This is a genomic window from Rhizobium sp. 21-4511-3d, from assembly GCF_053522545.1.
Genome location: NZ_JBNWCF010000009.1, coordinates 1 through 22,272, shown reverse-complemented (window position 1 = coordinate 22,272; position 22,272 = coordinate 1). Strand labels below are relative to the sequence as shown.

Genomic DNA, 22,272 nt, shown 5'->3' with positions numbered 1-22,272 from the left:
ACAATCATGCGCCGCGCTTTAAGGCGTCAGGCTGCTTCGCGGAAGCGGTAACCCACTCCGTAGAGCGTTTCAATCATATCAAAATCGTTGTCGACCATCTTGAATTTCTTGCGCAGCCGCTTGATGTGGCTATCGATCGTGCGGTCATCGACATAGACCTGTTCGTCATAGGCCGCGTCCATCAGCGCGTCACGGCTCTTGACCACGCCCGGGCGCTGCGCAAGCGAATGCAGGATCAGGAATTCGGTGACGGTCAGCGTCACTGGCTCGGCCTTCCAGGTGCAGGTATGGCGCTCCTGGTCCATGACCAGCTGTCCACGCTCCAGCGAGCGGGCTGGCTGCGCGACGCCGGGCTTCGGAGCGGCACCGGTGCCTGCCGCGGCCGCGGCTTCCCGGCTCGAGGCGCGGCGCAGCACGGCGCGAACGCGCTCGACCAGCAGGCGCTGCGAGAACGGCTTGGTGATGAAGTCGTCGGCGCCCATCTTCAGGCCGAAGAGCTCGTCGATCTCTTCATCCTTGGAGGTCAGGAAAATGACAGGCATGTCGGATTTCTGTCGCAGGCGGCGCAGCAGCTCCATCCCGTCCATACGCGGCATCTTGATATCGAAGATGGCGAGTTGCGGCGGGCGGGCGATAAGACCATCAAGGGCCGAAGCGCCATCCGTGTATGTCTCGACCTTATATCCTTCGGCCTCCAGTGCGATCGACACTGAGGTGAGGATGTTGCGGTCGTCGTCAACGAGCGCGATTGTCGGCATGGTGTTCGTCTCCGTCATCTATGCGCATCTCCCGGAATTTTTGATGTCCCCAGGCGGCCTCTCCGGCCGGATGCGCTTATGGAGGATAAAGGTGGAACAAATTGTGGCAAAGATAAAGGGGAGGATTGCCGGATTATTCGAGCCGCAATCAAAGGTGGTGCGACAAACTGAACCAAACCCATCAGTTCAAACGATTTAAAAATAGCGAGAGTAATTTAAATCGATTAATTATTTGATATCGTTACCTTTTTTGAATTACACCGTATTGCTTTTTAAAATTCCCCATCTTAGGTTCGCGTCAGTTTTAACGGCTTGATGCCTCAGTAAAGGGAAAAGCGATGGAAACGTTCGGAGTTCATAACCCGGCGGTAGCGCTGGCGACGATTGGTTTGGAGAGCGCAGCAAGCGTTCGCTATAACTTTACCGCCGCCTCTCTTTACGAGGAGGCGATTCGCCGTGGAGAAGCCGAACTCACCGCCCAGGGCGCGCTGCGCGCATTGACCGGCCAGCACACCGGCCGCTCGCCGCGCGACAAGTTCGTCGTCCGCGACGCCAACACCGAGACGCAAATCTGGTGGGACAACAACAAGCCGATGTCGCCGGAGCATTTCGCCGTGCTTCATGCAGATATGCTGGCGCATGCGAAGGGCAGGGAGCTTTTCGTGCAGGACCTGATCGGCGGTGCCGATGCCGGTCATGCGCTGCCGTCGCGTGTCGTCACCGAATTCGCCTGGCACTCGCTGTTCATCCGTAACCTGCTGATCCGTCCGGAGCTCGAAGCGCTGAAAACCTTCGTGCCGAAACTGACGATCATCGACCTGCCGAGCTTCAAGGCCGATCCGGAGCGCCACGGCTGCCGCACGGAGACCGTCATCGCCTGTGACTTCAGCAAGGGTCTCGTGCTGATCGGCGGCACGTCCTATGCCGGCGAAATGAAGAAGTCGGTCTTCACCGTCCTCAACTACCTGCTGCCGGCTAAGGGCGTCATGCCGATGCACTGCTCGGCCAATGCCGGCCCGGATGGCGACAGCGCGGTCTTCTTCGGCCTGTCGGGCACCGGCAAGACGACGCTTTCGGCCGATCCAGCCCGCACGCTGATCGGTGACGACGAGCATGGCTGGGGCGAAAACGGTATCTTCAATTTCGAAGGCGGCTGCTACGCCAAGACCATCCGTCTGTCGGCCGAAGCCGAGCCGGAAATCTACGCGACGACGCAGCGCTTCGGCACCGTTCTGGAAAACGTCGTGCTCAACGACCAGCGCGAGCCGGATTTTGACGATGGCTCGCTGACGGAGAACACCCGCTGCGCCTATCCGCTGGATTTCATTCCGAACGCTTCGAAAACCGGCCTTGCCGCGCATCCGAAGACGATCATCATGCTGACCGCCGATGCCTTCGGCGTCATGCCGCCGATTGCCCGCCTGACGCCTGAACAGGCCATGTACCACTTCCTGTCCGGCTACACCGCAAAGGTCGCCGGTACCGAAAAGGGCGTGACCGAACCGGAAGCGACCTTCTCGACCTGCTTCGGTGCACCCTTCATGCCGCGTCATCCGGCGGAATACGGCAACCTCCTGAAGGAGCTGATCGGCCGTCACGGCGTCGAATGCTGGCTGGTCAACACCGGCTGGACCGGCGGTGCATACGGCACCGGCAAGCGCATGCCGATCAAGGCGACGCGTGCACTGCTGGCAGCGGCTCTCTCCGGCGAGCTTGCCAAGGCTGACCTGCGTACCGACGCAAACTTCGGCTTTGCTGTTCCGGTTTCCGTCGCCGGCGTCGACAACGGCATTCTCGATCCGCGCTCGACCTGGGCCGATGCCGCAGCCTACGACCGCCAGGCCGAAAAGCTCGTCGGCATGTTCATCGCCAACTTCGCCAAGTTCGAAGAACATGTCGATGGCGGCGTGCGTGACGCGGCACCGGGCCTGAAGCTCGCCGCTGAATAAACTAAACGGCTGATGATTCACGTGAAACCCGGCGGGAAACTGCCGGGTTTTTCTTTGCGTGTTCCAAAATCACGGCCGATGTGAGATAGGTCTCGCATGGCCAGCGACGCGCTCTTCATCAATGACAGGATCACCATCGCTGGATGGGAGCTGACGGAACAGTTCGTTCTGGCGGGCGGCCCCGGCGGGCAGAACGTCAACAAGGTCTCGACCGCAGTTCAGCTGTTCTTCAACATCGAGAATTCGCCGTCGCTGCCTGAGCGCGTCAAGGCGAATGCCGTCAAGCTTGCGGGAAGGCGCATGTCGAAAGACGGCGTGCTGATGATCGAGGCAAGCCGCTTCCGCAGCCAGGATCGCAATCGCGAGGATGCGCGCGAACGCCTGAAGGAGCTGGTTCTCGAAGCCGCGAAGCCGCCGCCGCCGCCACGCAAGAAGACGAGGCCGACGAAAGGCTCTGTCGAACGCCGACTCAAGGAAAAATCCGGCCGCTCCGAAGTCAAGAAGATGCGCGGCCGCCCGAGCGGAGACTGATCCATGCTCGAAATCTCCAGTGGCATCCGGCATTTTCCGGGCTATCTCGACCGCCTGCATCAGGAAACAATGGTCGATACGATCCGCGAGATCGTTTCCGCCTCACCGCTCTTCACGCCGGTCATGCCCGGAACCGGAAAGCCGATGTCCGTCCGCATGAGCAATTGCGGAGAGCTCGGCTGGGTGACGGACAAGGAGCGCGGCTACCGCTACCAGCCGGTTCATCCGCTTACCGGTGAACCATGGCCTCCGATCCCGCCGGCGCTTCTCGATATCTGGACCGCCGTCTCCGGCTATCCGCTGCCGCCGCAGGCCTGCTTGATCAACTTCTACTCCGACGACGCCAAAATGGGTCTGCACCAGGACAAGGACGAGCAGGATCTCAAGGCGCCCGTCGTCTCGATCTCCCTCGGCAACAGCTGCCTCTTCCGCATCGGCGGCACCGCGCGCAACGACCGCACCCAATCCCTGAAACTGTCGAGCGGTGACGTCATCGTCCTCGGCGGCGAAGGCCGTCTGTGTTTCCACGGCGTTGACCGCATCTATCCCGCCACCTCGACGCTCCTGAAAAGCGGCGGCCGGATCAATCTGACGTTAAGGCGTGTAACACCCTGAATTCGGCTAAAGCTTCCTGAGCGCCACCTGTTCGATCAGGTGGTTCGGTCCCTTGCGTAGGATCAGGTCGGCCCGAGGGCGGGTCGGCAGGATGTTCCGACGCAGGTTCTTCAGGTTGATGTTCGCCCAGAGCCCCTCGGCGATCGCGATAGCTTCCTTTTCGCTGATCGAGGCGTAGCGGTGGAAGTAGGAGTTCGGGTCTCGGAAGGCGGTTTCGCGCAGGCGCATGAAGCGGTTCACGTACCAGTTATGGATCTGCTTTTCCTCGGCATCGATATAGATCGAGAAGTCGAAGAAGTCTGAGACCATCGGCACGATCTTGCCGTCGGCGGGCAGGTCGCGTGACTGCAGCACGTTGATGCCTTCGAAGATCAGAATGTCCGGCCGGTCGATAATCTTGTATTCGTTCGGGATAACGTCATAGACGAGATGCGAATAAATGGGCGCCTTGACGTCTGCCTGTCCTGCCTTGATTGCCGACAGAAAACGCAGGATCGCTCCGGTGTCGTAGCTCTCTGGGAAGCCCTTGCGCTGCATCAGGTTTTCGCGTTCCAGCACCGCGTTTGGATGCAGGAAGCCGTCCGTCGTGATCAGATCGACCTTCGGGCTTGAGGGCCATCGGCGCAGCAGCTCTTTCAGGACACGGGCCGTCGTCGATTTGCCGACGGCGACCGATCCGGCGATGCCGATCACGAAGGGGGTCTTGGCAACGCCCTCGAGATTGAGGAAGCGGTTGCGCTGTTCGAAGAGCAGCTGCGAGGATTCGACATGCGAGGACAGCAGGCGCGACAGCGAAAGGTAGATGCGCCGGACTTCGTCGAGGTCGATCGGGTCGCCCATCGAGCGCAGCCGCGTCACTTCCTCGCCGGTCAGCGTCAGCGGCGTATCGGCGCGGAACTTCGCCCATTCCTCGGAAGAAAAGAAGTGATAGGGCGAATAGGAATTCGCCTGGAAGTGATCGAGCGCCTCAGGCGCTCCGATGATTTGCGACACGATACTCATGAACTCTGCCGGCTGGCCTTTTCCTTGAGACCGGATTGAGCGGTCCGCCGCTCAAGTTCGGCCATGACATCCTGCAACGGAATGCCTGCAATCTTCAATACGACCAAAAGGTGATAGAGGACATCGGCCGATTCGTAGGTCAGGTTGGTCCGGTCGTTGGTGACCGCGGCCATGACAGCCTCGATCGCCTCCTCGCCAAGCTTCTTCGCTGCCTTCGGCTGACCTGCCGAAACCAGCTTCGCCGTCCAGGATTCGTCCGGTGAGGCCTTCGACCGCTCGTCGACGATCTTTTCCAGATCGGAAAGGGAAAATCCGCTCATTCTATCGCTTTCACTCAGTCGAGCCGCATCGCAATGCCGTGTGATGACATATAGCGCTTTGCCTCGCCGACGGAATAGGTGCCGAAGTGGAAGATCGAAGCGGCAAGCACGGCCGTCGCATGGCCATCCGTCACCCCGGCAACGAGATCGTCGAGATTGCCGACGCCGCCGGAGGCGATTACGGGGACGCGCACGCTGTCGGCGATCGCCCGCGTCAGCTCCAGATCGTAGCCGATCTTCGTGCCGTCGCGGTCCATCGAGGTCACCAGCAGTTCACCGGCGCCGCGGGCAACCATCTTCTGCGCGAATTCGACCGCATCGATGCCGGTCGCGTTGCGGCCGCCATGCGTGTAGATCTCCCAGGCGCTGAGATTATCCTGGCCGACAGCCTGCGTGCGGCGTCGCTTGGCATCGATCGAAACGACGATGCACTGGTCGCCGAACTTGTCGGCGGCTTCGGCGACGAAATCAGGATTGTTGACGGCTGCCGAATTGATCGAAACCTTGTCGGCGCCGCAGAGCAGCAGCTTGCGGATATCGGCGATGGTGCGCACACCGCCGCCAACGGTCAGCGGCATGAAGCACTGTTCGGCAGTGCGCGAGACGACGTCGAAGATCGTGTCGCGATTGTCGGAGGAAGCGGTGATGTCGAGGAAGCAGAGCTCGTCGGCACCGGCCGCATCATAGGCCTTCGCCGCTTCCACAGGGTCGCCGGCATCGATCAGATTGGTGAAGTTGACGCCCTTGACGACGCGGCCGTCCTTGACATCGAGGCAGGGGATAACACGGGCTTTCAGCGTCATTGTGCAATCTCCTTGGCGCGGGCAGCCTTGATCAGCGACAGCGCTTCCGCCGGATCGATACGGCCATCGTAGAGCGCGCGGCCGGAAATCGCGCCTTCCAGCTTGCGCGCATCCAGCTGCAGCATGCGCTCGATATCGGCGATAGAGGCGAGGCCACCCGAAGCGATCACCGGGATGGATACGGCTTCGGCAAGCTCCAGCGTCGAGGCCCAGTTGATGCCGGCAAGGATGCCGTCGCGATCGATATCGGTATAGATGATGGCGGCAACACCGGCGCCTTCGAACTTCTTGGCAAGCTCGATGATGCCGAGCTCCGAGGCCTCGGCCCAGCCCTCGACAGCAACCTTGCCCCCCTTGGCATCGATGCCGACCGCAACGCGGCCAGGAAAGGCCTTGCAGGCCTCGATGACCAGCGCCGGATCGCGAACCGCGACCGTGCCGAGAATAACGCGGGCCAAACCGCGCGATAGCCAGCTCTCGATATGATCGAGCGTGCGGATACCGCCGCCGAGCTGCACCGGGTTCTTCGTCGCCTTGAGGATGGCATCGACGGCAGCGCCGTTGACGCTTTCACCGGCAAAGGCGCCGTTGAGATCGACGACATGCAGCCATTCGAAACCCTGGTCTTCGAAGGCCTTGGCCTGCGCTGCCGGGTCCGGATTGTAGACCGTTGCCTGGTCCATATCGCCGAGCTTCAGGCGTACGCACTGGCCGTCCTTCAGGTCGATGGCGGGAAAGAGGATCATGATGTCTGTCCTTGCTTCGCGCGAGCCTTATGGCTTCCAGCGCAGGAAATTGGTGATCAGGGCGAGGCCGAGTTTCTGGCTCTTTTCCGGATGGAACTGCGCGCCGGCCATGTTGTCGCGGCCGACGAAGGCGGTCATCGGGCCGCCGTAGTCGGTCGTCGCGATCACATCCGAAGCGTTTTCGGCATCGAGATGGTAGGAATGGACGAAATAGGCGTGCAGTCCGTCGGCACCCGTCGGGATGCCGTCGAAGAGCGGATGCGGATGCCTGAGATCGAGTGTATTCCAGCCGATCTGCGGGATCTTCAGCGATGCGTCGTCAGGGGTCATTTCCTTGACGTCGCCGGGGATCCAGCCGAAGCCCTGCGTCACGGTCTTTTCAAGGCCGCGCGACGACATCAGCTGCATGCCGACGCAGATGCCGAGAAAGGGCTTTGCCTTCTTCTCCACCGCTTCGATCAGCACTTCTGCCATGCCGGACACGGCATCGAGACCGCGGCGGCAATCGGCATAGGCGCCGACGCCGGGCAGGACGATCCGGTCCGCCGAGGCAACGGCTTCTGCCTTGTCTGTCAGGTCGATATGGGCGTCGATGCCTGCCTCGCGAGCAGCGCGTTCAAACGCCTTCGTCGCCGAGCGCAGATTGCCGGAACCGTAGTCGATAATTGCGACGCGCATCAGCGTCCTCCATCAAAACCAAAGAGACCAAGCGAGGTGGTGTTGCCGTGGCGGCCGGTGGAGCGTTGATGTCGCTCCCATTCCGGTGCCGGCACGCCATCTTCTTGCGAGATGGTCTCGATATCGGAAAAGTAGATGTCTTCCGCCTCGTCGACGGAATCGGCCGAGATGACCGCGTCTTCGCTCCAGCCCTTGGCAGCAAGGCTGCGAATGCGGAAATTCTGCCCCTCGAGCGCAACGATCAGGCTGGCGGCAAGAGAAAGCGCAAAGCCCGCGGGCCACAAACCCTGGCGCTCCATCAGCACGCCGCCGACGGCCTGCGCCAGAAAGGCCACGATCGCATGCAGCCAAAGGCGATGCACCAGCAGCCAGAGCCATGGAAAGAAGAAACCCAGAAACGTGAAGCCGTCGCGAATGACGCGCGTCTTTTCGTGGCTGGCATCCGCTCCGTCAGGGGCAGTCAGAAACAGATAGCTGGAAGTCAATGTCGTCAAGCTCCCTGAAGGGGCTCAGACGAGCGTGCCCTTGGTCGAGGGAACACGGCCCGCCTGTCTCGGATCGATCTCTGTCGCCGTGCGCAGCGCGCGGGCAACGGCCTTGAAGCAGGTCTCTGCAATATGGTGATTGTTGGCACCATAATGGTTGAGCACATGCAAGGTGATGCCGGCGTTCTGCGCAAGCGCCTGGAAGAATTCGCGGACCAGCTCGGTATCGAATGTGCCGATCTTCGGCGCGCTGAAGGAGACGTTCCACACGAGGAAGGGACGGCCGGAAAGATCGAGTGCAGCCTTCGTCATCGTCTCGTCCATCGCCAGGTCGATCGAGGCGTAGCGGGTGATGCCGCGGCGATCGCCGAGCGCTTTCGCAATGGCCTGGCCGATCGCGATCCCGGTGTCTTCGACGGCATGATGATCGTCGACATGCAGGTCGCCCTTGGTCTCGATCTCCATATCGATGAGCGAATGTCGTGACAGCTGGTCGAGCATATGGTCGAAGAAGCCGACGCCCGTCGAAATCTTCGACTTGCCGGTGCCGTCGAGATTGACCGAAACCGAAACCGAAGTCTCGTTGGTCTTGCGGGAAACGGCGCCCGTGCGGCTTGCTGCGGTCTCGGCCATCTGGCTGCTCCATCGGGAATGACGCCGGTTCCTTATCAGGCGTTCCCTAAAATATCCAGAAGCGCGGCCGCAGAAAAACGGCACCATTTGCAATCGGCGGAAGCCCACTTACATAGGGCTCAACAGGGCCGGTGAGCGGCCCGCGCAAAACGGCCCGGCCCCCGGGCAAGGATGTTTTATGACAACGATTATTACAGTTCGAAAAGGCGGCAAGGTGGTCATGGCTGGCGACGGCCAGGTGAGCCTTGGCCAGACCGTCATGAAGGGCAATGCCCGCAAGGTTCGCCGCATCGGCAAGGGCGGCGAAGTCATCGCCGGTTTCGCCGGTGCCACCGCCGATGCCTTCACGCTGCTCGAGCGCCTGGAGAAGAAGCTGGAACAGTATCCCGGTCAGCTGATGCGCGCAGCCGTCGAGCTCGCCAAGGACTGGCGCACAGACAAGTACCTGCGCAATCTCGAAGCCATGATGCTCGTCGCCGACAAGACCGTGACACTTGCCGTCACCGGCAATGGCGACGTCCTGGAGCCGGAACACGGCACGATGGCGATCGGCTCGGGCGGCAATTTTGCGCTCGCAGCCTCGCTTGCCCTGCTCGATTCCGACAAGTCGGCGGAAGAGGTGGCCCGCAAGGCGCTCGATATCGCCGCCGATATCTGCGTCTACACCAATCACAATATCATCGTCGAAACACTTGATGCCGATGCCTGAGGACGGAACCCGTTACCATTTTCGAGACGTCGAGGGCAGCGACCTTTCCCTGCTGGGACAGTGGCTCGCCGAGCCGCATGTCGCGAAATGGTGGGACGGGGATCCGCAGGCGAGTGCACAGGAGATCCTAGAGGCGGTCGAGAGCATCGAGACGCGGCCGATGATCGTCGAGCTGGAAGGGCGGCCGATCGCCTATCTCCAGCATTACGATCCGCATCTCGAAGACGGCCATCCTTATCAGGATCAGCCGAAAGGCACGCTCGGGCTCGATATTTCCATCGGCATCCCGGCGCTGATCGGCAAGGGTCACGGCAGCGCGATCATTCGCCAGATCGCGTCTGAGCTTTTCGCCGGAGGCACGAAAAGGATCGTCATCGATCCGCATCCGGAAAATCACGCGGCTATCCGCGCCTATGAGAAAGCCGGCTTTCGCTATCTCGACACAAGAACATCCATCTATGGTCCCGCCCATTTCATGGTGCTGGACGCAAACCAGGAAACGGATTTGCAATGACCAACTTTTCTCCCCGTGAGATCGTATCCGAACTCGATCGTCATATTATCGGCCAGCACGACGCCAAGCGCGCGGTGGCAATTGCGCTGCGCAATCGCTGGCGCCGCCAGCAGCTCGATGAGAGCCTGCGCGACGAAGTCATGCCGAAGAACATCCTGATGATCGGCCCGACCGGGGTCGGCAAGACCGAAATCTCCCGCCGTCTCGCCAAGCTCGCCGGTGCGCCCTTCATCAAGGTCGAAGCCACCAAATTCACCGAAGTCGGTTATGTCGGCCGTGATGTGGAGCAGATCATCCGCGATCTCGTCGAGATCGGTATCGGCCTGGTGCGCGACAAGAAGCGCGCCGAAGTCGAATCCAAGGCGCATATGAGCGCCGAAGAGCGCGTGCTCGATGCGCTGGTCGGCGCCACGGCATCGCCCGCCACCCGCGACAGCTTCCGCAAGAAGCTGCGTAACGGCGAGCTCGACGACAAGGAAATCGACATTGAGGTTGCCGATACCGGTTCGGGCATGGGCGGTTTCGAAATTCCCGGCATGCCGGGGGCCAATATCGGCGTGCTGAACCTCTCCGATATGTTCGGCAAGGCCATGGGCGGCCGCACCAAGAAGGTCCGCACGACCGTCAAGGCCTCCTACACCGATCTGATCCGCGATGAATCCGACAAGCTGATCGACAATGAAGTCATCCAGCGCGAGGCTGTTCGCTCGGTCGAGAACGACGGCATCGTCTTCCTCGACGAAATCGACAAGATCGCAGCCCGCGATGGCGGCATGGGCGCCGGCGTCTCGCGCGAAGGCGTGCAGCGCGACCTGTTGCCGCTCGTCGAAGGAACGACGGTCTCCACGAAATATGGTCCGGTTAAAACCGACCATATCCTGTTCATCGCCTCGGGCGCCTTCCACGTCGCCAAGCCGTCGGATCTTCTGCCGGAATTGCAGGGCCGCCTGCCGATCCGCGTCGAGCTTCGTCCGCTCAGCAAGGAGGACTTCCGCCGTATCCTGACGGAAACCGAGGCCAGCCTCATCCGCCAGTACCGCGCGCTGATGCAGACCGAAGAACTGAGCCTCGACTTCACCGACGATGCGATCGATGCGCTCGCCGATGTCGCGGTTCATCTGAACTCGACGGTCGAGAATATCGGTGCCCGCCGCCTGCAGACGGTGATGGAGCGCGTTCTGGACGAAATCTCGTTCAACGCGCCGGATCGCGGCGGCAGTGCGGTGACGATCGACGCGAATTACGTCCGGGAGCATGTCGGCGATCTCGCCAACAACACCGACCTCTCGCGCTTCATCCTTTAAATTTCTCAACGCGCGAAATGCTTTGCGTTCCGCGCAAGAGATTTTGATGATCAAACCCTCGACAGCGGGCCTTTTACTTTCTAGTGAAAGGCCCGTTTTCTTTGCTGGCGCGGGCTTTATTCGGACAAGATTGTGGTCCAGTCACGCGCTCGCAGCCAGGGACCATGAACTCGACAGGATAGCGGATCGTGCGACGCCTTTTGACATGCCTTCTCATTGCCGTTGCGGCTTTCACTTCGGCACCGGCCTATGCCATGCAGACGGTGCCGCCGGGCAACCGCAACGTCGAGCAGCCGCCGATCCCGGGCGCTTCCGTCCGCCGTACCAAGGGTACCAAGACCACCTTCGACCGCAAGTACGAGAAGGTCTACGAACTCCTGTCGAGCGATCACGAGCTGATGGGCAAGATCCGCAAGACGGCGGCCGCCTACGGCATCGAGCCGATCCATATCATCGGCGCGCTGGTCGGCGAGCACACCTACAATGTCGACGCCTATGACCGCCTGCAGTCTTACTACGTCAAGGCCGCATCCTATGCCGGCGAAAGCTTCCGCTTTGCCTATGACGGCGAGGATGTCGACACCTTCATCGACCGGCCGGAATTTGCCGGATGCAACGGCAAGAGCGATTCCTACCAGCTCTGGAGCTGCCGAGAGGATGTCTGGGAAACCGACTTCCGCGGCAAGACGGTCGGCGGCAAGAAATTTCCCGACAATCGCTTCAGCGCTGTATTCTTTCAGCCCTTCTATGCCGGGCAGACCTTCGGTCTTGGCCAGATCAATCCGCTGACGGCGCTGATGCTGTCTGATCTCGTCACCCGCGTTTCGGGCTATCCGAAGCTCAGCGAGAAGGATGCGAGCGGCGTCTACAAGGCGATCATGCAGCCGGATATTTCGCTGGCCTTCGTCGCTGCATCGGTCAGAACCTCGATCGACGACTACAAGCGGATTGCCGGCATGGATATCTCGGATAATCCGGGCCTGACCGCGACCCTCTACAATGTCGGCAACTCGCGCCAGCGCGCCGCAGCCCTTGCAGCGAAGAACCACGGCGGTGCGACAGTTTGGCCGGAAGAGAACTATTACGGCTGGCTGATCAACGACAAGCTGGACGAGTTGAAGGCCCTCAACTAATCTTCTGCCTTGCCGGGAAGGCGTAAATCTTCCACGAAAGGCTGCAATATCATGGACATGCGTCCTGATCCCTTCGTTCCACCCGCGCCGGTGCCGCGCACCGTGCGGCCGTCGCGGCTGGAAATCATCCGGACCATCCTGCGCAATCCGCTGGAGCTGTGGGGCGAGCCGTCCTACACGCTGCCCTGGATCAAGACACGTTTCTTCCGCGACAGCACGATCATCGTCAATGATCCCGGCCTCATCAAGTATGTGCTGGTCGACAATGCTTCGAACTACCGGATGTCCGATATCCGCCAGCTGGTGCTGCGGCCGATCCTGCGCGATGGTCTGCTGACTGCCGAAGGCCAGGTCTGGAAGCGCTCGCGCAAGGCGGTCGCACCGGTCTTCACGCCGCGGCACGCCAAGGGTTTTGCCGGGCAGATGCTGCGCCAGTCCGAGCTCTATGCCGAAAAATACGACGGCGGCGGCAGCTTCGATATCGCGACTGATATGACCGAGCTCACCTTCGCCATTCTTGCCGATACGCTCTTCTCCGGCGAGATCGCCTCGTCGTCGGACAATTTCGCCGATGACGTCAATGCGCTGCTGCATCGCATGGGCCGCGTCGATCCGATGGATCTGATGCGCGCGCCGTCCTGGGTGCCGCGCGTGACCCGCATCGGCGGCCAGAAGATCCTCGATCAGTTCCGCAACATGGTCCACAAGACCATGGACCTGCGCCTCGAGCAGATGCGCGCCGACCGCGCCGCCGTCCCAGAAGATTTCCTAACGCTTTTGCTGCAGCAGGCGGGTCCCGATGGCCTGACGAATGAGGAGATCGAGGACAATATCCTGACCTTCATCGGCGCCGGGCATGAGACGACGGCCCGCGCGCTCGCCTGGACGCTCTATTGCATCGCCAACAGCCCACATATCCGCGACGCGATGGAAGAAGAGATCGACCGCGTTCTTGCCGGCGGTGCGGAACCGGTCGAATGGCTCGATCTGATGCCGGTGACGAGGGCTGCTTTCGAGGAAGCGCTCCGGCTCTATCCGCCCGCACCCTCGATCAACCGTGCCGCAATCGCCGATGACAGCTGGGCCGATGCCAAGGGAGAGCGCGTCGATATCCATGCCGGCATGATGGTCTTGATCATGCCGTGGACGCTGCATCGCCACGAACTCTATTGGGAAAAGCCGCGGGCCTATATGCCCGAGCGTTTTCTGCCCGAAAACCGCGGCAAGATCGGCCGCTTCCAGTTCCTGCCGTTCGGCGCCGGTCCACGCGTCTGCATCGGCGCCACCTTCGCGTTGCAGGAGGCGGTTATTGCGCTCGCGGTGCTGATGAGGCGCTTCCGCTTCGATATTACCGAGAAAACCAATCCCTGGCCGGTGCAGAAACTGACGACGCAGCCGCAGAATGGCCTGCCGATGCGGGTCACGCCCCGCACTCTTTCCGGTCAGGCATAAATCTTTCTAACTATTGCAGAATTGACTATGAATGAAAGCCGCGCAAAGTGGCAGCATGAAACGTATGCCGTCCGCCGGAGGAACATCACATGAGTAGAGTTGAAAAGCAGGGTCTCCAGATCGAAGCCGTCCTTCACGACTTCCTGGTCAAGGAGGCACTTCCGGGCCTTCAGGTGGATGGCGAAACCTTCTTCGCCGGCTTCTCGAAGATCGTCCACGATCTGGCACCGAAGAACCGCGAGCTGCTTGCCAAGCGTGACAGGCTCCAGGCCGAGATCGACGGCTGGTATCGCGAGAACGGCGCGCCTGCCGATCTCGACGCTTACCAGGCCTTTCTGAAGCAGATCGGCTACCTGCTGCCGGAGGGATCGGACTTCAAGGTCTCGACCACCAACGTCGATGCCGAGATCGCCTCGGTCGCCGGCCCGCAGCTCGTCGTTCCCGTCATGAACGCCCGCTATGCGCTGAACGCCGCCAATGCGCGCTGGGGTTCGCTTTACGACGCACTCTACGGCACGGATGCCATTCCGGAAACCGATGGCGCCGAAAAGGGCAGGGGCTACAATCCGAAGCGCGGCGAAAAGGTCATCGCCTGGGTTCGCGACTTCCTCGACGGCGCGGTTCCTCTCGACGGTGGTTCCTGGAAGGATGTCGGAAGCTTGAAGATCGACGGCGCCAAGCTTGCGATCGCCGATGTCGACGGTGAGGACCTGCCGCTGAAGGATGCCGCACATTTCGCCGGCTACCGTGGCAGCGCAACCGCCCCGACGCATGTCCTTCTCAAGAACAACGGCATCCATATCGAAATCGTCATCGATGCTGGAACAGCGATCGGCAAGGCCGATCCCGCGAATATCTCCGACGTCTGGCTGGAATCGGCGATCACCACGATCATGGACTGCGAGGATTCTGTCGCCGCTGTCGACGCCGAAGACAAGGTCGTCGTCTACAGGAACTGGCTGGGCCTGATGAAGGGCGACCTGCAGGAGGAAGTCACCAAGGGCGGCTCCTCCTTCATCCGCAAGCTCAATCCCGACACCGATATCACCGCGCCGAATGGATCGACCTTCGAGCTGCACCGCCGCTCGCTGATGCTGGTGCGCAATGTCGGCCACCTCATGACCAATCCCGCCATTCTCGATCGCGATGGCAACGAAGTGCCTGAAGGCATCATGGATGCGGTCATCACCGGCCTGATTGCGCTCTATGACGTCGGCCCGAAGGGCCGCCGCAAGAACTCGCGCGAAGGTTCGATGTATGTCGTCAAGCCGAAGATGCACGGACCGGAAGAAGTTGCTTTCGCCGTCGAGATATTCGGCCGTGTCGAAGAGCTGCTCGGCATGCCCAGGAACACCATGAAAATGGGCATCATGGACGAAGAGCGCCGCACGACGGTCAATCTCAAGGAATGCATCCGCGCTGCGGCAGAGCGCGTCGTCTTCATCAATACCGGCTTCCTCGATCGCACGGGTGACGAAATCCATACCTCGATGGAAGCCGGCCCGATGATCCGCAAGGGCGACATGAAACAGGCGGCCTGGATCTCGGCCTACGAAAACTGGAATGTCGATATCGGTCTCGAATGCGGCCTCTCCGGCCACGCCCAGATCGGCAAGGGCATGTGGGCCATGCCGGACCTGATGGCGGCGATGCTGGAGCAGAAGATCGCCCATCCGAAGGCCGGCGCCAACACCGCCTGGGTGCCGTCGCCGACGGCTGCGACCCTGCACGCGACGCATTATCACAAGATCAACGTCGCCGACGTTCAGCGCGGCCTGAAGGATCGCCCGCGCGCCAAGCTCTCCGACATCCTCTCGGTGCCGGTCGCTCCGCGCCCCAACTGGACGCCGGAAGAAATCCAGCGCGAGCTCGACAACAATGCTCAGGGTATCCTTGGCTACGTCGTGCGCTGGGTCGATCAGGGCGTCGGCTGCTCCAAGGTTCCCGACATCAACAATGTCGGCCTGATGGAAGACCGCGCGACGCTGCGCATCTCCGCCCAGCACATGGCAAACTGGCTGCATCACAAGGTGGTCACCGAGCCGCAGATCATCGAAACGATGAAGCGCATGGCCGCCGTCGTCGATCAGCAAAATGCCGGCGATGCCGCCTACACACCAATGGCCGGTAATTTCGACAGGTCCATCGCTTTCCAGGCTGCCGTCGATCTCGTGCTCAAGGGCCGCGAGCAGCCGAACGGCTATACCGAGCCGGTCCTGCACCGCCGCCGCCTGGAGCTGAAGGCCGGTTAACCGGCCTCAGCTTTAACCGCCCAAAACAAAAAGGCCGCCGGAGGAGCTCTCCGGCGGCCTTTTTCATGCCGTATAGGGCAAATAGCTTACTGGATAACGATGACCTTCGACGTCGAACGGCCCGGACGGACGCGGCTGTAGAGGTCGATGACGTCCTGGTTCATCAGGCGGATGCAGCCCGAAGAAGCGGCGGTACCGATCGAAGCCCATTCCGGCGTGCCGTGCAGGCGGAACAGCGTGTCCTGGCCCTTGTCGTTGAAGAGGTACATGGCGCGGGCACCGAGCGGATTGGTCAGGCCCGGCTCCATGCCGTTCTCGACATACTTGGCGATTTCAGGACGGCGGACGGCCATTTCCTTCGGCGGGTGCCAGTTCGGCCATTCCTGCTTCCAGGCAACGTATGCGGTGCCGGCCCATGCGAAGCCGGCCTTGCCGACGCCGATGCCGTAGCGCATCGCCTTGCCGCCCGGCAGGATGTAATAGAGGTGGCGCTCGCGCGTGTTGACGATGATCGTGCCGGGACGCTCATCCGTCTGGTAGCTGACGATCTGGCGGCGGAATTCCGGCTTCACGCGCTGGATCGGGATTGCGGGGAGCGAGTATCCGGCATCCGAGGTAACGCCGTAGGCGTCATCGAAAATCTGTGCCGTCTGAACAGTCGGGCCAGCAGCAGCCTTGTCTTCGACGGAAGCGCTTTCGGTGCTGGTAGAGCAACCGGCCAGGGCGAGTGTTGCCATCAGGCCGAATACAGGGAATGCATTGCGGATGCGCATGGATGTCTCTTAAGTTTTGGGCAATGTGGGAGGATGCTTCGAACCATCTTTGATTATGGTTTATTTTCGATTAACTTCGGCTTTGCAAGATGCTGCATCGCGACAAAAGTTACCCGCAGCGGCAAATTAAAAGCGCATGGCTTTTTTGCAACAACAAGCACCCTCTCCCCACGGTTATCCATGACGATTTTGAGTGTTTACAATAACAATCCGTTAATAGATGGCCGGCAATCGGACAGAGCTATGCTCGTGCGCCGCGGGACTCAGATTTTACTTCACGAGATGCGCCATGCCTTGCTTCCCGAGTTGCCCTTGGCAAGCGGCCGGCGCGCTGACCTGATCACGATATCGGACAAGGGCGAAATCTGGATCATCGAGATCAAGACGTCGATCGAGGACTTTCGCGTCGATCGCAAGTGGCCGGAATATCGCGCCCATTGCGACCGGCTGTTCTTCGCCACACACAAGGATGTGCCGCTCGATATCTTCCCTGAGGACTGCGGCCTGTTTCTTTCGGATGGTTACGGCGCGCACATGATCCGCGAAGCGCCCGAACACAAGCTCGCGCCCGCCACCCGCAAATCGGTCATGCTGAATTTCTCGCGCGCTGCCGCCCAGCGGCTGATGATGGCCGAATGGGCGAACGGCAAGCCGCTCGCCATCGACGACGTCTGAGCTTACTTCGGGGCGCGCTTGGCGAGGATGCGCTGCAGGGTACGGCGATGCATGTTGAGCCGGCGAGCGGTCTCCGAAACATTGCGCTCGCACATCTCGTAGACCCGCTGGATATGCTCCCAGCGAACGCGGTCCGCCGACATTGGATTGTCAGGCAGTTCGGCCTTTTCGCCCGGCCGCTGCGTCAGCGCCGCAAACACGTCGTCGGCGTCGGCAGGCTTAGCCAGGTAATCGACGGCACCAAGCTTAACGGCCGTCACCGCCGTTGCGATATTGCCGTAGCCGGTCAGAACGATGATGCGGGTATCGTCGCGGCGCTGGCGGATCGCCTCGATCACGTCCAGGCCATTTCCATCGCCGAGCCGCAGGTCGACGACCGCATATTTCGGCGGATGGGCCTTGGACTTGGCCACGCCCTCGGCAACCGATTCCGCCGTCTCCACATGAAAGCCCCGCGTCTCCATCGCCCGCGCCAGGCGGCGCAGGAACGGGCCGTCGTCATCGACGATAAGCAGGCTCGCATCCGGGCCGATGTCGTGTTCGCCGATGGCAAGGGTTTCGCTGTCTTGTTCCGTCATTGTCTCTGATCCCGGCGGTTCCCCGCCCTGAATATCGGTCGATTGCTCAAAACTTCATTAGGCCGATAAAGTCACTTTGTCGAATGCGCGTCAATCAGCATGCGCGGCCACTCGACGCGGATACGGGCGCCCGCGCCTTCCGGTTCGCGGTTCTCGAAGACCAGTGCCGCGCCGGAGCGCTCCAGCAGTGTCTTGGCGATGAATAGCCCAAGTCCCAGGCCTCCCGCTGTATCTTCCTTCTGCCGCTTGGTCACGTAGGGTTCGCCGATCCGTGTCAGAATGTCCGGCGCATAGCCGTTGCCATCGTCTTCTATGACAATCAGGACACGACGATGGTCATGTTCGACGGTTATGGTCACTTTCTCGCGAGCATAGTCGACGGCGTTCTCGATCAGGTTTCCGAGGCCATAAAGGATGCCGGCATTGCGTTCGGTCACCGGCTCGCCCTTGCGCGGGCTTTTCTCGATCAGCTCCAGCGCGATCTGGGATTCGCGATAGGGCTCGAGGATCTCCTCGATCATCGACGACAGCGGCAGGCGGCGCATATGCGCGTCACCCTCGGTCGACATGCTGGTCAGCCGTTTCAGGATGTCGCGGCACCGTTCGCTCTGGCTGCGCAACAGCTGCACGTCCTCGCGGAACCGGTCGTCATCCTTCAGTTCGCGCTCCATCTCCTTGGCAACGACGCTGATCGTCGCGAGCGGCGTGCCGAGCTCGTGGGCGGCGGCCGCAGCAAGACCATCCAGCTGCGACAGATGCTTCTCCCGCTGCAACACCAGCTCGGTGGCGGCAAGTGCGTCGGCCAGCTGACTCGCTTCCATCGATACGCGATAGGCATAGAAGGCGGCAAAGGCCATGGTCGAGGCGATCGAGCACCAGACGCCGAACTGCATGACATTATGCACATTGATCTCCACGCCATCGAACCACGGAAGCGGGAAGGGCGAGAAGGCGAGGATGGTGATGCAGACCATCGCAAACAGGATCAGCGCCGTGCTGTAGCGGATCGGCTGCGAGGCAAAGGAAATGATGACCGGCACGCAGACCAGCGCCGCAAACGGGTTCGCCAGTCCGCCGGTAATGAAGAGCAGTGCCGATAGCTGCAGCAGATCGAGCCCCAGCAGCGCAAAGGCAGCCGGCGCCTCCAGCCGGTGCGTCGGCGGGTAGCGGATCGTCAGGTAGAAGTTGACCCAGGCAAGTGCTGCAATCAGCGAGCAGCTGGCAATCAGCGGCAGGGGAAATTTCAGCCAGAAGGCAACGATGAAAACAGTCACCGCCTGACCGGCGACCGCCAGCCAGCGCAGCCTCACGATCGTCTGCAGGCGAAGCCGCCGGCTGCTGTGTCTGTCTTCCTGCGTCTTGCTGTCGGCGTCGTCTACCATCGTCATGTCCTTATGTACCACGCGGCTTGGCGCGTGTCGTCGGCAGTGCCTCTTCCGGCCGCTCCGGCCAGGGATGTCGAGGATAGCGTCCGCGCATCTCGGCGCGCACGTCCTTCCAGGAGCCCGCCCAGAAGCCCGGCAGGTCGCGCGTAGTCTGGATCGGCCGGTGGGCGGGAGAGGTGAGTTCGAGCAGCAGCGGCAATCGCCCGCCGCCGATCGCCGGATGATCCTTCAGCCCGAACAGCTCCTGCACCCGGATCGTCAGCAACGGCTCTTCACCGTCATATTGGATCGGATGGCGCTGCCCGGTCGGCGCCTCGAAATGCGTCGGCGCCAGTTTTGCTAGGTCGCGCTGCAGCGCATGGGGAACGAGGCTGATCAGCCCGTTCGACAGCGATCCGGCGCTGATATCGGCAATACCGCGCACATCCGCCTGGAACGGCACGAACCAGTCGTCGAGCCGCTCGAGCAGCGCTTCGTCGCTCATGTCGGGCCAGGGCTCGCCGATCGTTCTATAGAGAAAGCCGATCCGCTCGCGAAGCTGTGCCGCTTCCTTGGAGAGGGGGAGGGTCGCAAGCCCGAGCTGCCGGATGCCGTCGGCGAGCGCTTTGGCTGTCGCCGCGCCGCTTGGCCGGGGAAGGGGCGTCTCCTCGAAGACGATGGCGCCGAGCCGTGTCGCCTTGCGCGCCCGCACCTGCCGACTTGGCAGATCGAAATAGGTCTGCTCGCCCGTCTTGATCGCCCCGGGCAGCTCCGCCTCGACATCGCCGCGTGAAATCTCGGCCGCAGCGAGAATGCGAGCCTGCGCCGCCCGCCCCGTCAGGTCGGCGATCACAAGCATCTGGCTCCCCGCCAGCCGCTCGGTTTCCGCAAGCTCGCCGCCGCGGCCATTTGCCATCACATAGCGGCCCCGCGCGCCGCGCTGCAGGGCGATGCGATCGGGAAAGGCATGCATCAGCAGCTGTCCGGCCGTTGGCGAGGCCGTCGATTTCACCTTGTCGAGCCCGCCTGCCAGCCGCTGCGCCAGCCGTCGTGCCGATTCCGCCCGTTCGCCCTTCTCCGTCTTGAACCGCCTCAGCCGCTCTTCGAGATCGATGCTGGCGCCGCCCAGCCCCTGTTCGGTCATCAGTACGGCAAGCATCGCGGCTTCCCTGGCATCGCCGTGTTCACCGGCCGAAACCACCATCGCCGCCAGCCGCGGCGGCAGTGCCATCTCGCGCATGGTCCGCCCACGCTCGGTCAGGCTGCCGTCGGCGGCGAGCGCCCCGAGATCGATCAGCAGCGACCGTGCCTCGGCAAGTGTCGCCGCCGGCGGCTGATCGACGAAGACAAGTGTCTTCGGATCCTGCACACCCCAATGCGCCAGATCGAGCACCAGTCCGGAAAGGTCGCTGGAGAGGATTTGCGGCGGGGTGAAGGCGGGGAGGGCGGCCGTCTGACCCTGATGCCAGAGGCGCAGCGCAATGCCGGGCTCGGTTCGCCCGGCGCGTCCGGCGCGCTGATCGGCCGAGGCACGCGATACCCGCACCGTCTCCAGCCGGGTGATCCCGGTCGATGGCTCGAAGACGGGCAGCCGCTGCAGCCCGCTGTCGATCACCATCCGCACACCGTCGATGGTAATCGAGGTCTCGGCGATCGAAGTCGCCAGCACCACCTTGCGCGTTCCTGCCGCCGCCGGCCTGATCGCGGCGTCCTGTTCCTTCTGGCTGAGATTGCCATAGAGCGGCGCAATCAGGGTCGAGGCGCCAAGCCGTCCCTCCAGCCGCTCGGCCGTCCGCAGGATTTCCGCCTGCCCCGGCAGGAATGCGAGGATCGAGCCGGTCTCGGTGGCATGATAATCGAGGATCGCCTTGGTCACCGCGTCCTCGATCCGTTCGCCGCCCGGCCGGTCCTGATAGCGGATATCGATTGGAAAACTCCGCCCCATGCTTTCGATAATGGGAGGATTATCGAGCAGCGTGGCGACCCTCTCGACATCGAGCGTCGCGGACATCACAAGAATCCGCAGATCGTCGCGCAATGCGCCCTGCACGTCGATCGACAGCGCCAGCCCGAAATCGGCATCCAGCGACCGCTCGTGGAATTCGTCGAAAATGACGGTCGAGACGCCCGAGAGTTCGGGATCGTCGAGAATCATCCGGGCAAACACGCCCTCGGTCACCACCTCGATCCGCGTCGCGGCCGAGACGCGGTTGTCGAGACGCATGCGGTAGCCGACGGTCTGGCCGACGCTTTCGCCGAGCAGCGAGGCCATCCGGGTCGCCGCAGCGCGGGCTGCAAGCCGGCGCGGTTCGAGCAGGATAATCTTGCCGTCGCCACGCCAGGACTGCGCGAGCAGGAAAAGCGGCACCAGCGTCGTCTTGCCCGCGCCCGGCGGGGCAGACAGCACTGCACGCCGCTGGCTTTCGAGCGCCGCCCCGATATCGGCAAGCACATGGGAAACCGGCAGTACCGGCAGGGAAGCGATATCCATTCTCTCCAGCGATCGTTTCAGGCGCGGCGCAAGGCTGCGGCGCGCAGGACTATTGGCGCGAAATTAGCGATCGGATGCCATTGCGCAAGCCGCTGTGGCAAGTCCCGGATGCGCTTCCTATATAAACGGCAGGCGGAAAGCCCGCCCCGATAATGCCTGAAACTGCTTCGCTCCCGGCATTCTCCAGCGGTCCCTGGAGGCATAAGTTCGTGGTAGGACCGAAGTCTGCAAATCCCTTTGCAAAATCAACCTGTTACAAAAATGTCAAAAAACTTGGATTTGCGCTGTTGACTGTTTGGGAGGGATAGCCGTATAAGCCGCGTCACTGAACGAGGGCGGCGGCGCTGCTGGCGACGGATGGCTTCGTTCTAGAGAAAATCAAGCGGATTGGCTGTTTTGCTGGTTTGGGCTTCGAGCGGAAGTTTGGAGCGATTGATTTTGTGACGGCTTGGTGTCGTCAGTTATTTGACAATTGAAGATGAGAAGAAAGAGAAACGTGGGCGGCGG

22 protein-coding genes are annotated in these 22,272 nt (G+C 61.7%); 10 read left to right on the top strand and 12 right to left on the bottom strand.

What is annotated here, in order from left to right; genetic code table 11:
- Positions 1 to 26: 26 nt before the first annotated feature.
- Complete coding sequence (locus tag ACQZ5H_RS19765; protein WP_203430041.1) at positions 27 to 758, bottom strand: response regulator transcription factor; 732 nt, start codon at positions 756 to 758, stop codon at positions 27 to 29.
- Between the two features lie 338 nt (positions 759 to 1,096).
- On the opposite strand from ACQZ5H_RS19765, the gene ACQZ5H_RS19760 reads away from it, so the two are divergent.
- The 3 genes from ACQZ5H_RS19760 to ACQZ5H_RS19750 all read left to right on the top strand — a co-directional run bounded on the left by ACQZ5H_RS19760 (position 1,097) and on the right by ACQZ5H_RS19750 (position 3,853).
- The gene (locus ACQZ5H_RS19760; RefSeq protein ID WP_449098814.1) at positions 1,097 to 2,707 is read left to right on the top strand and encodes a phosphoenolpyruvate carboxykinase; all 1,611 of its coding nucleotides are present in this window, start codon (positions 1,097 to 1,099) and stop codon (positions 2,705 to 2,707) included.
- A gap of 96 nt (positions 2,708 to 2,803) precedes the next feature.
- Positions 2,804 to 3,238 carry an alternative ribosome rescue aminoacyl-tRNA hydrolase ArfB gene (gene arfB, locus ACQZ5H_RS19755; RefSeq protein ID WP_203429884.1) on the top strand — a complete coding sequence of 145 codons (435 nt, stop codon included), beginning with the start codon at positions 2,804 to 2,806 and terminating at the stop codon, positions 3,236 to 3,238.
- 3 nt (positions 3,239 to 3,241) lie between these two features.
- Entirely contained in the window at positions 3,242 to 3,853 is a 612-nt protein-coding gene (locus ACQZ5H_RS19750; RefSeq protein ID WP_449098813.1) for an alpha-ketoglutarate-dependent dioxygenase AlkB family protein, read from the top strand.
- 6 nt (positions 3,854 to 3,859) lie between these two features.
- Here the strand turns inward: ACQZ5H_RS19750 and coaA are convergent, their stop codons facing one another.
- Genes coaA through hisB form a run of 7 tightly spaced genes read right to left on the bottom strand, consistent with a single transcriptional unit; the run spans position 3,860 to position 8,520 of the window.
- Positions 3,860 to 4,855 carry a type I pantothenate kinase gene (gene coaA / locus ACQZ5H_RS19745; protein WP_449098812.1) on the bottom strand — a complete coding sequence of 332 codons (996 nt, stop codon included), beginning with the start codon at positions 4,853 to 4,855 and terminating at the stop codon, positions 3,860 to 3,862.
- Entirely contained in the window at positions 4,852 to 5,175 is a 324-nt protein-coding gene (locus tag ACQZ5H_RS19740; RefSeq protein WP_025555293.1) for a phosphoribosyl-ATP diphosphatase, read from the bottom strand. The genes coaA and ACQZ5H_RS19740 overlap by 4 nt, the downstream gene beginning before the upstream one ends.
- 14 nt (positions 5,176 to 5,189) lie before the next feature.
- On the bottom strand, positions 5,190 to 5,978 hold the full coding sequence (hisF, locus tag ACQZ5H_RS19735; RefSeq protein ID WP_449098811.1) for an imidazole glycerol phosphate synthase subunit HisF: 789 nt from the start codon (positions 5,976 to 5,978) through the stop codon (positions 5,190 to 5,192).
- Positions 5,975 to 6,724 (bottom strand): 1-(5-phosphoribosyl)-5-[(5-phosphoribosylamino)methylideneamino]imidazole-4-carboxamide isomerase, encoded by a 750-nt coding sequence (gene hisA, locus ACQZ5H_RS19730; RefSeq protein ID WP_449098810.1) that lies wholly within the window; start codon positions 6,722 to 6,724, stop codon positions 5,975 to 5,977. Before hisA ends, hisF begins: the two co-directional genes overlap by 4 nt.
- 27 nt (positions 6,725 to 6,751) lie before the next feature.
- The gene (hisH, locus tag ACQZ5H_RS19725) at positions 6,752 to 7,402 is read right to left on the bottom strand and encodes an imidazole glycerol phosphate synthase subunit HisH (protein WP_449098809.1); all 651 of its coding nucleotides are present in this window, start codon (positions 7,400 to 7,402) and stop codon (positions 6,752 to 6,754) included.
- On the bottom strand, positions 7,402 to 7,887 hold the full coding sequence (locus ACQZ5H_RS19720) for a DUF2628 domain-containing protein (protein WP_449098808.1): 486 nt from the start codon (positions 7,885 to 7,887) through the stop codon (positions 7,402 to 7,404). The genes hisH and ACQZ5H_RS19720 overlap by 1 nt, the downstream gene beginning before the upstream one ends.
- A gap of 24 nt (positions 7,888 to 7,911) precedes the next feature.
- The gene (gene hisB, locus ACQZ5H_RS19715; protein WP_025555298.1) at positions 7,912 to 8,520 is read right to left on the bottom strand and encodes an imidazoleglycerol-phosphate dehydratase HisB; all 609 of its coding nucleotides are present in this window, start codon (positions 8,518 to 8,520) and stop codon (positions 7,912 to 7,914) included.
- Positions 8,521 to 8,698: 178 nt separating this feature from the next.
- Between hisB and hslV the strand changes: the two genes are divergently transcribed.
- The 6 genes from hslV to ACQZ5H_RS19685 all read left to right on the top strand — a co-directional run bounded on the left by hslV (position 8,699) and on the right by ACQZ5H_RS19685 (position 15,884).
- Entirely contained in the window at positions 8,699 to 9,229 is a 531-nt protein-coding gene (hslV, locus tag ACQZ5H_RS19710; protein ID WP_025555299.1) for an ATP-dependent protease subunit HslV, read from the top strand.
- Positions 9,216 to 9,743: a GNAT family N-acetyltransferase gene (locus ACQZ5H_RS19705; RefSeq protein WP_449098807.1), complete on the top strand. Its 528-nt coding sequence runs from the start codon at positions 9,216 to 9,218 to the stop codon at positions 9,741 to 9,743. Before hslV ends, ACQZ5H_RS19705 begins: the two co-directional genes overlap by 14 nt.
- Positions 9,740 to 11,047: an ATP-dependent protease ATPase subunit HslU gene (hslU, locus tag ACQZ5H_RS19700; RefSeq protein WP_413710611.1), complete on the top strand. Its 1,308-nt coding sequence runs from the start codon at positions 9,740 to 9,742 to the stop codon at positions 11,045 to 11,047. The genes ACQZ5H_RS19705 and hslU overlap by 4 nt, the downstream gene beginning before the upstream one ends.
- Before the next feature lie 188 nt (positions 11,048 to 11,235).
- Positions 11,236 to 12,180 carry a DUF1402 family protein gene (locus tag ACQZ5H_RS19695; protein WP_025555302.1) on the top strand — a complete coding sequence of 315 codons (945 nt, stop codon included), beginning with the start codon at positions 11,236 to 11,238 and terminating at the stop codon, positions 12,178 to 12,180.
- A gap of 51 nt (positions 12,181 to 12,231) precedes the next feature.
- Positions 12,232 to 13,632: a cytochrome P450 gene (locus tag ACQZ5H_RS19690; RefSeq protein ID WP_449098806.1), complete on the top strand. Its 1,401-nt coding sequence runs from the start codon at positions 12,232 to 12,234 to the stop codon at positions 13,630 to 13,632.
- 89 nt (positions 13,633 to 13,721) lie between these two features.
- Positions 13,722 to 15,884: a malate synthase G gene (locus ACQZ5H_RS19685; protein ID WP_449098805.1), complete on the top strand. Its 2,163-nt coding sequence runs from the start codon at positions 13,722 to 13,724 to the stop codon at positions 15,882 to 15,884.
- 86 nt (positions 15,885 to 15,970) lie between these two features.
- On the opposite strand, the gene ACQZ5H_RS19680 is transcribed toward ACQZ5H_RS19685, so the two are convergent.
- The gene (locus tag ACQZ5H_RS19680) at positions 15,971 to 16,657 is read right to left on the bottom strand and encodes a L,D-transpeptidase (RefSeq protein ID WP_025555305.1); all 687 of its coding nucleotides are present in this window, start codon (positions 16,655 to 16,657) and stop codon (positions 15,971 to 15,973) included.
- 180 nt (positions 16,658 to 16,837) lie between these two features.
- Here ACQZ5H_RS19680 and ACQZ5H_RS19675 point away from each other — a divergent pair, with 180 nt between their 5' ends.
- Positions 16,838 to 17,332 carry an MmcB family DNA repair protein gene (locus ACQZ5H_RS19675; protein ID WP_449098971.1) on the top strand — a complete coding sequence of 165 codons (495 nt, stop codon included), beginning with the start codon at positions 16,838 to 16,840 and terminating at the stop codon, positions 17,330 to 17,332.
- 2 nt (positions 17,333 to 17,334) lie between these two features.
- On the opposite strand, the gene ACQZ5H_RS19670 is transcribed toward ACQZ5H_RS19675, so the two are convergent.
- The 3 genes from ACQZ5H_RS19670 to hrpB all read right to left on the bottom strand — a co-directional run bounded on the left by ACQZ5H_RS19670 (position 17,335) and on the right by hrpB (position 21,765).
- On the bottom strand, positions 17,335 to 17,910 hold the full coding sequence (locus ACQZ5H_RS19670; protein ID WP_025555307.1) for an ActR/PrrA/RegA family redox response regulator transcription factor: 576 nt from the start codon (positions 17,908 to 17,910) through the stop codon (positions 17,335 to 17,337).
- A 71-nt stretch (positions 17,911 to 17,981) separates the two neighbouring features.
- Positions 17,982 to 19,292, bottom strand: a complete 1,311-nt coding sequence (locus ACQZ5H_RS19665) for an ActS/PrrB/RegB family redox-sensitive histidine kinase (RefSeq protein WP_025555308.1) — start codon at positions 19,290 to 19,292, stop codon at positions 17,982 to 17,984.
- Between the two features lie 10 nt (positions 19,293 to 19,302).
- A complete protein-coding gene (hrpB, locus tag ACQZ5H_RS19660; protein ID WP_449098804.1) occupies positions 19,303 to 21,765 on the bottom strand; it encodes an ATP-dependent helicase HrpB in 2,463 nt (820 codons plus the stop codon).
- Positions 21,766 to 22,272: the final 507 nt, after the last annotated feature.

What these genes read in the sequence shown, in the direction of transcription:
- ACQZ5H_RS19765 (WP_203430041.1), bottom strand. Translation starts at nt 758, where the DNA reads ATGCCGACAATCGCGCTCGTTGACGACGACCGCAACATCCTCACCTCA.
- ACQZ5H_RS19760 (WP_449098814.1), top strand. Translation starts at nt 1,097, where the DNA reads ATGGAAACGTTCGGAGTTCATAACCCGGCGGTAGCGCTGGCGACGATT.
- arfB (WP_203429884.1), top strand. Translation starts at nt 2,804, where the DNA reads ATGGCCAGCGACGCGCTCTTCATCAATGACAGGATCACCATCGCTGGA.
- ACQZ5H_RS19750 (WP_449098813.1), top strand. Translation starts at nt 3,242, where the DNA reads ATGCTCGAAATCTCCAGTGGCATCCGGCATTTTCCGGGCTATCTCGAC.
- coaA (WP_449098812.1), bottom strand. Translation starts at nt 4,855, where the DNA reads ATGAGTATCGTGTCGCAAATCATCGGAGCGCCTGAGGCGCTCGATCAC.
- ACQZ5H_RS19740 (WP_025555293.1), bottom strand. Translation starts at nt 5,175, where the DNA reads ATGAGCGGATTTTCCCTTTCCGATCTGGAAAAGATCGTCGACGAGCGG.
- hisF (WP_449098811.1), bottom strand. Translation starts at nt 5,978, where the DNA reads ATGACGCTGAAAGCCCGTGTTATCCCCTGCCTCGATGTCAAGGACGGC.
- hisA (WP_449098810.1), bottom strand. Translation starts at nt 6,724, where the DNA reads ATGATCCTCTTTCCCGCCATCGACCTGAAGGACGGCCAGTGCGTACGC.
- hisH (WP_449098809.1), bottom strand. Translation starts at nt 7,402, where the DNA reads ATGCGCGTCGCAATTATCGACTACGGTTCCGGCAATCTGCGCTCGGCG.
- hisB (WP_025555298.1), bottom strand. Translation starts at nt 8,520, where the DNA reads ATGGCCGAGACCGCAGCAAGCCGCACGGGCGCCGTTTCCCGCAAGACC.
- hslV (WP_025555299.1), top strand. Translation starts at nt 8,699, where the DNA reads ATGACAACGATTATTACAGTTCGAAAAGGCGGCAAGGTGGTCATGGCT.
- ACQZ5H_RS19705 (WP_449098807.1), top strand. Translation starts at nt 9,216, where the DNA reads ATGCCGATGCCTGAGGACGGAACCCGTTACCATTTTCGAGACGTCGAG.
- hslU (WP_413710611.1), top strand. Translation starts at nt 9,740, where the DNA reads ATGACCAACTTTTCTCCCCGTGAGATCGTATCCGAACTCGATCGTCAT.
- ACQZ5H_RS19690 (WP_449098806.1), top strand. Translation starts at nt 12,232, where the DNA reads ATGGACATGCGTCCTGATCCCTTCGTTCCACCCGCGCCGGTGCCGCGC.
- ACQZ5H_RS19685 (WP_449098805.1), top strand. Translation starts at nt 13,722, where the DNA reads ATGAGTAGAGTTGAAAAGCAGGGTCTCCAGATCGAAGCCGTCCTTCAC.
- ACQZ5H_RS19680 (WP_025555305.1), bottom strand. Translation starts at nt 16,657, where the DNA reads ATGCGCATCCGCAATGCATTCCCTGTATTCGGCCTGATGGCAACACTC.
- ACQZ5H_RS19675 (WP_449098971.1), top strand. Translation starts at nt 16,838, where the DNA reads ATGACGATTTTGAGTGTTTACAATAACAATCCGTTAATAGATGGCCGG.
- ACQZ5H_RS19670 (WP_025555307.1), bottom strand. Translation starts at nt 17,910, where the DNA reads ATGACGGAACAAGACAGCGAAACCCTTGCCATCGGCGAACACGACATC.
- ACQZ5H_RS19665 (WP_025555308.1), bottom strand. Translation starts at nt 19,292, where the DNA reads ATGGTAGACGACGCCGACAGCAAGACGCAGGAAGACAGACACAGCAGC.
- hrpB (WP_449098804.1), bottom strand. Translation starts at nt 21,765, where the DNA reads ATGGATATCGCTTCCCTGCCGGTACTGCCGGTTTCCCATGTGCTTGCC.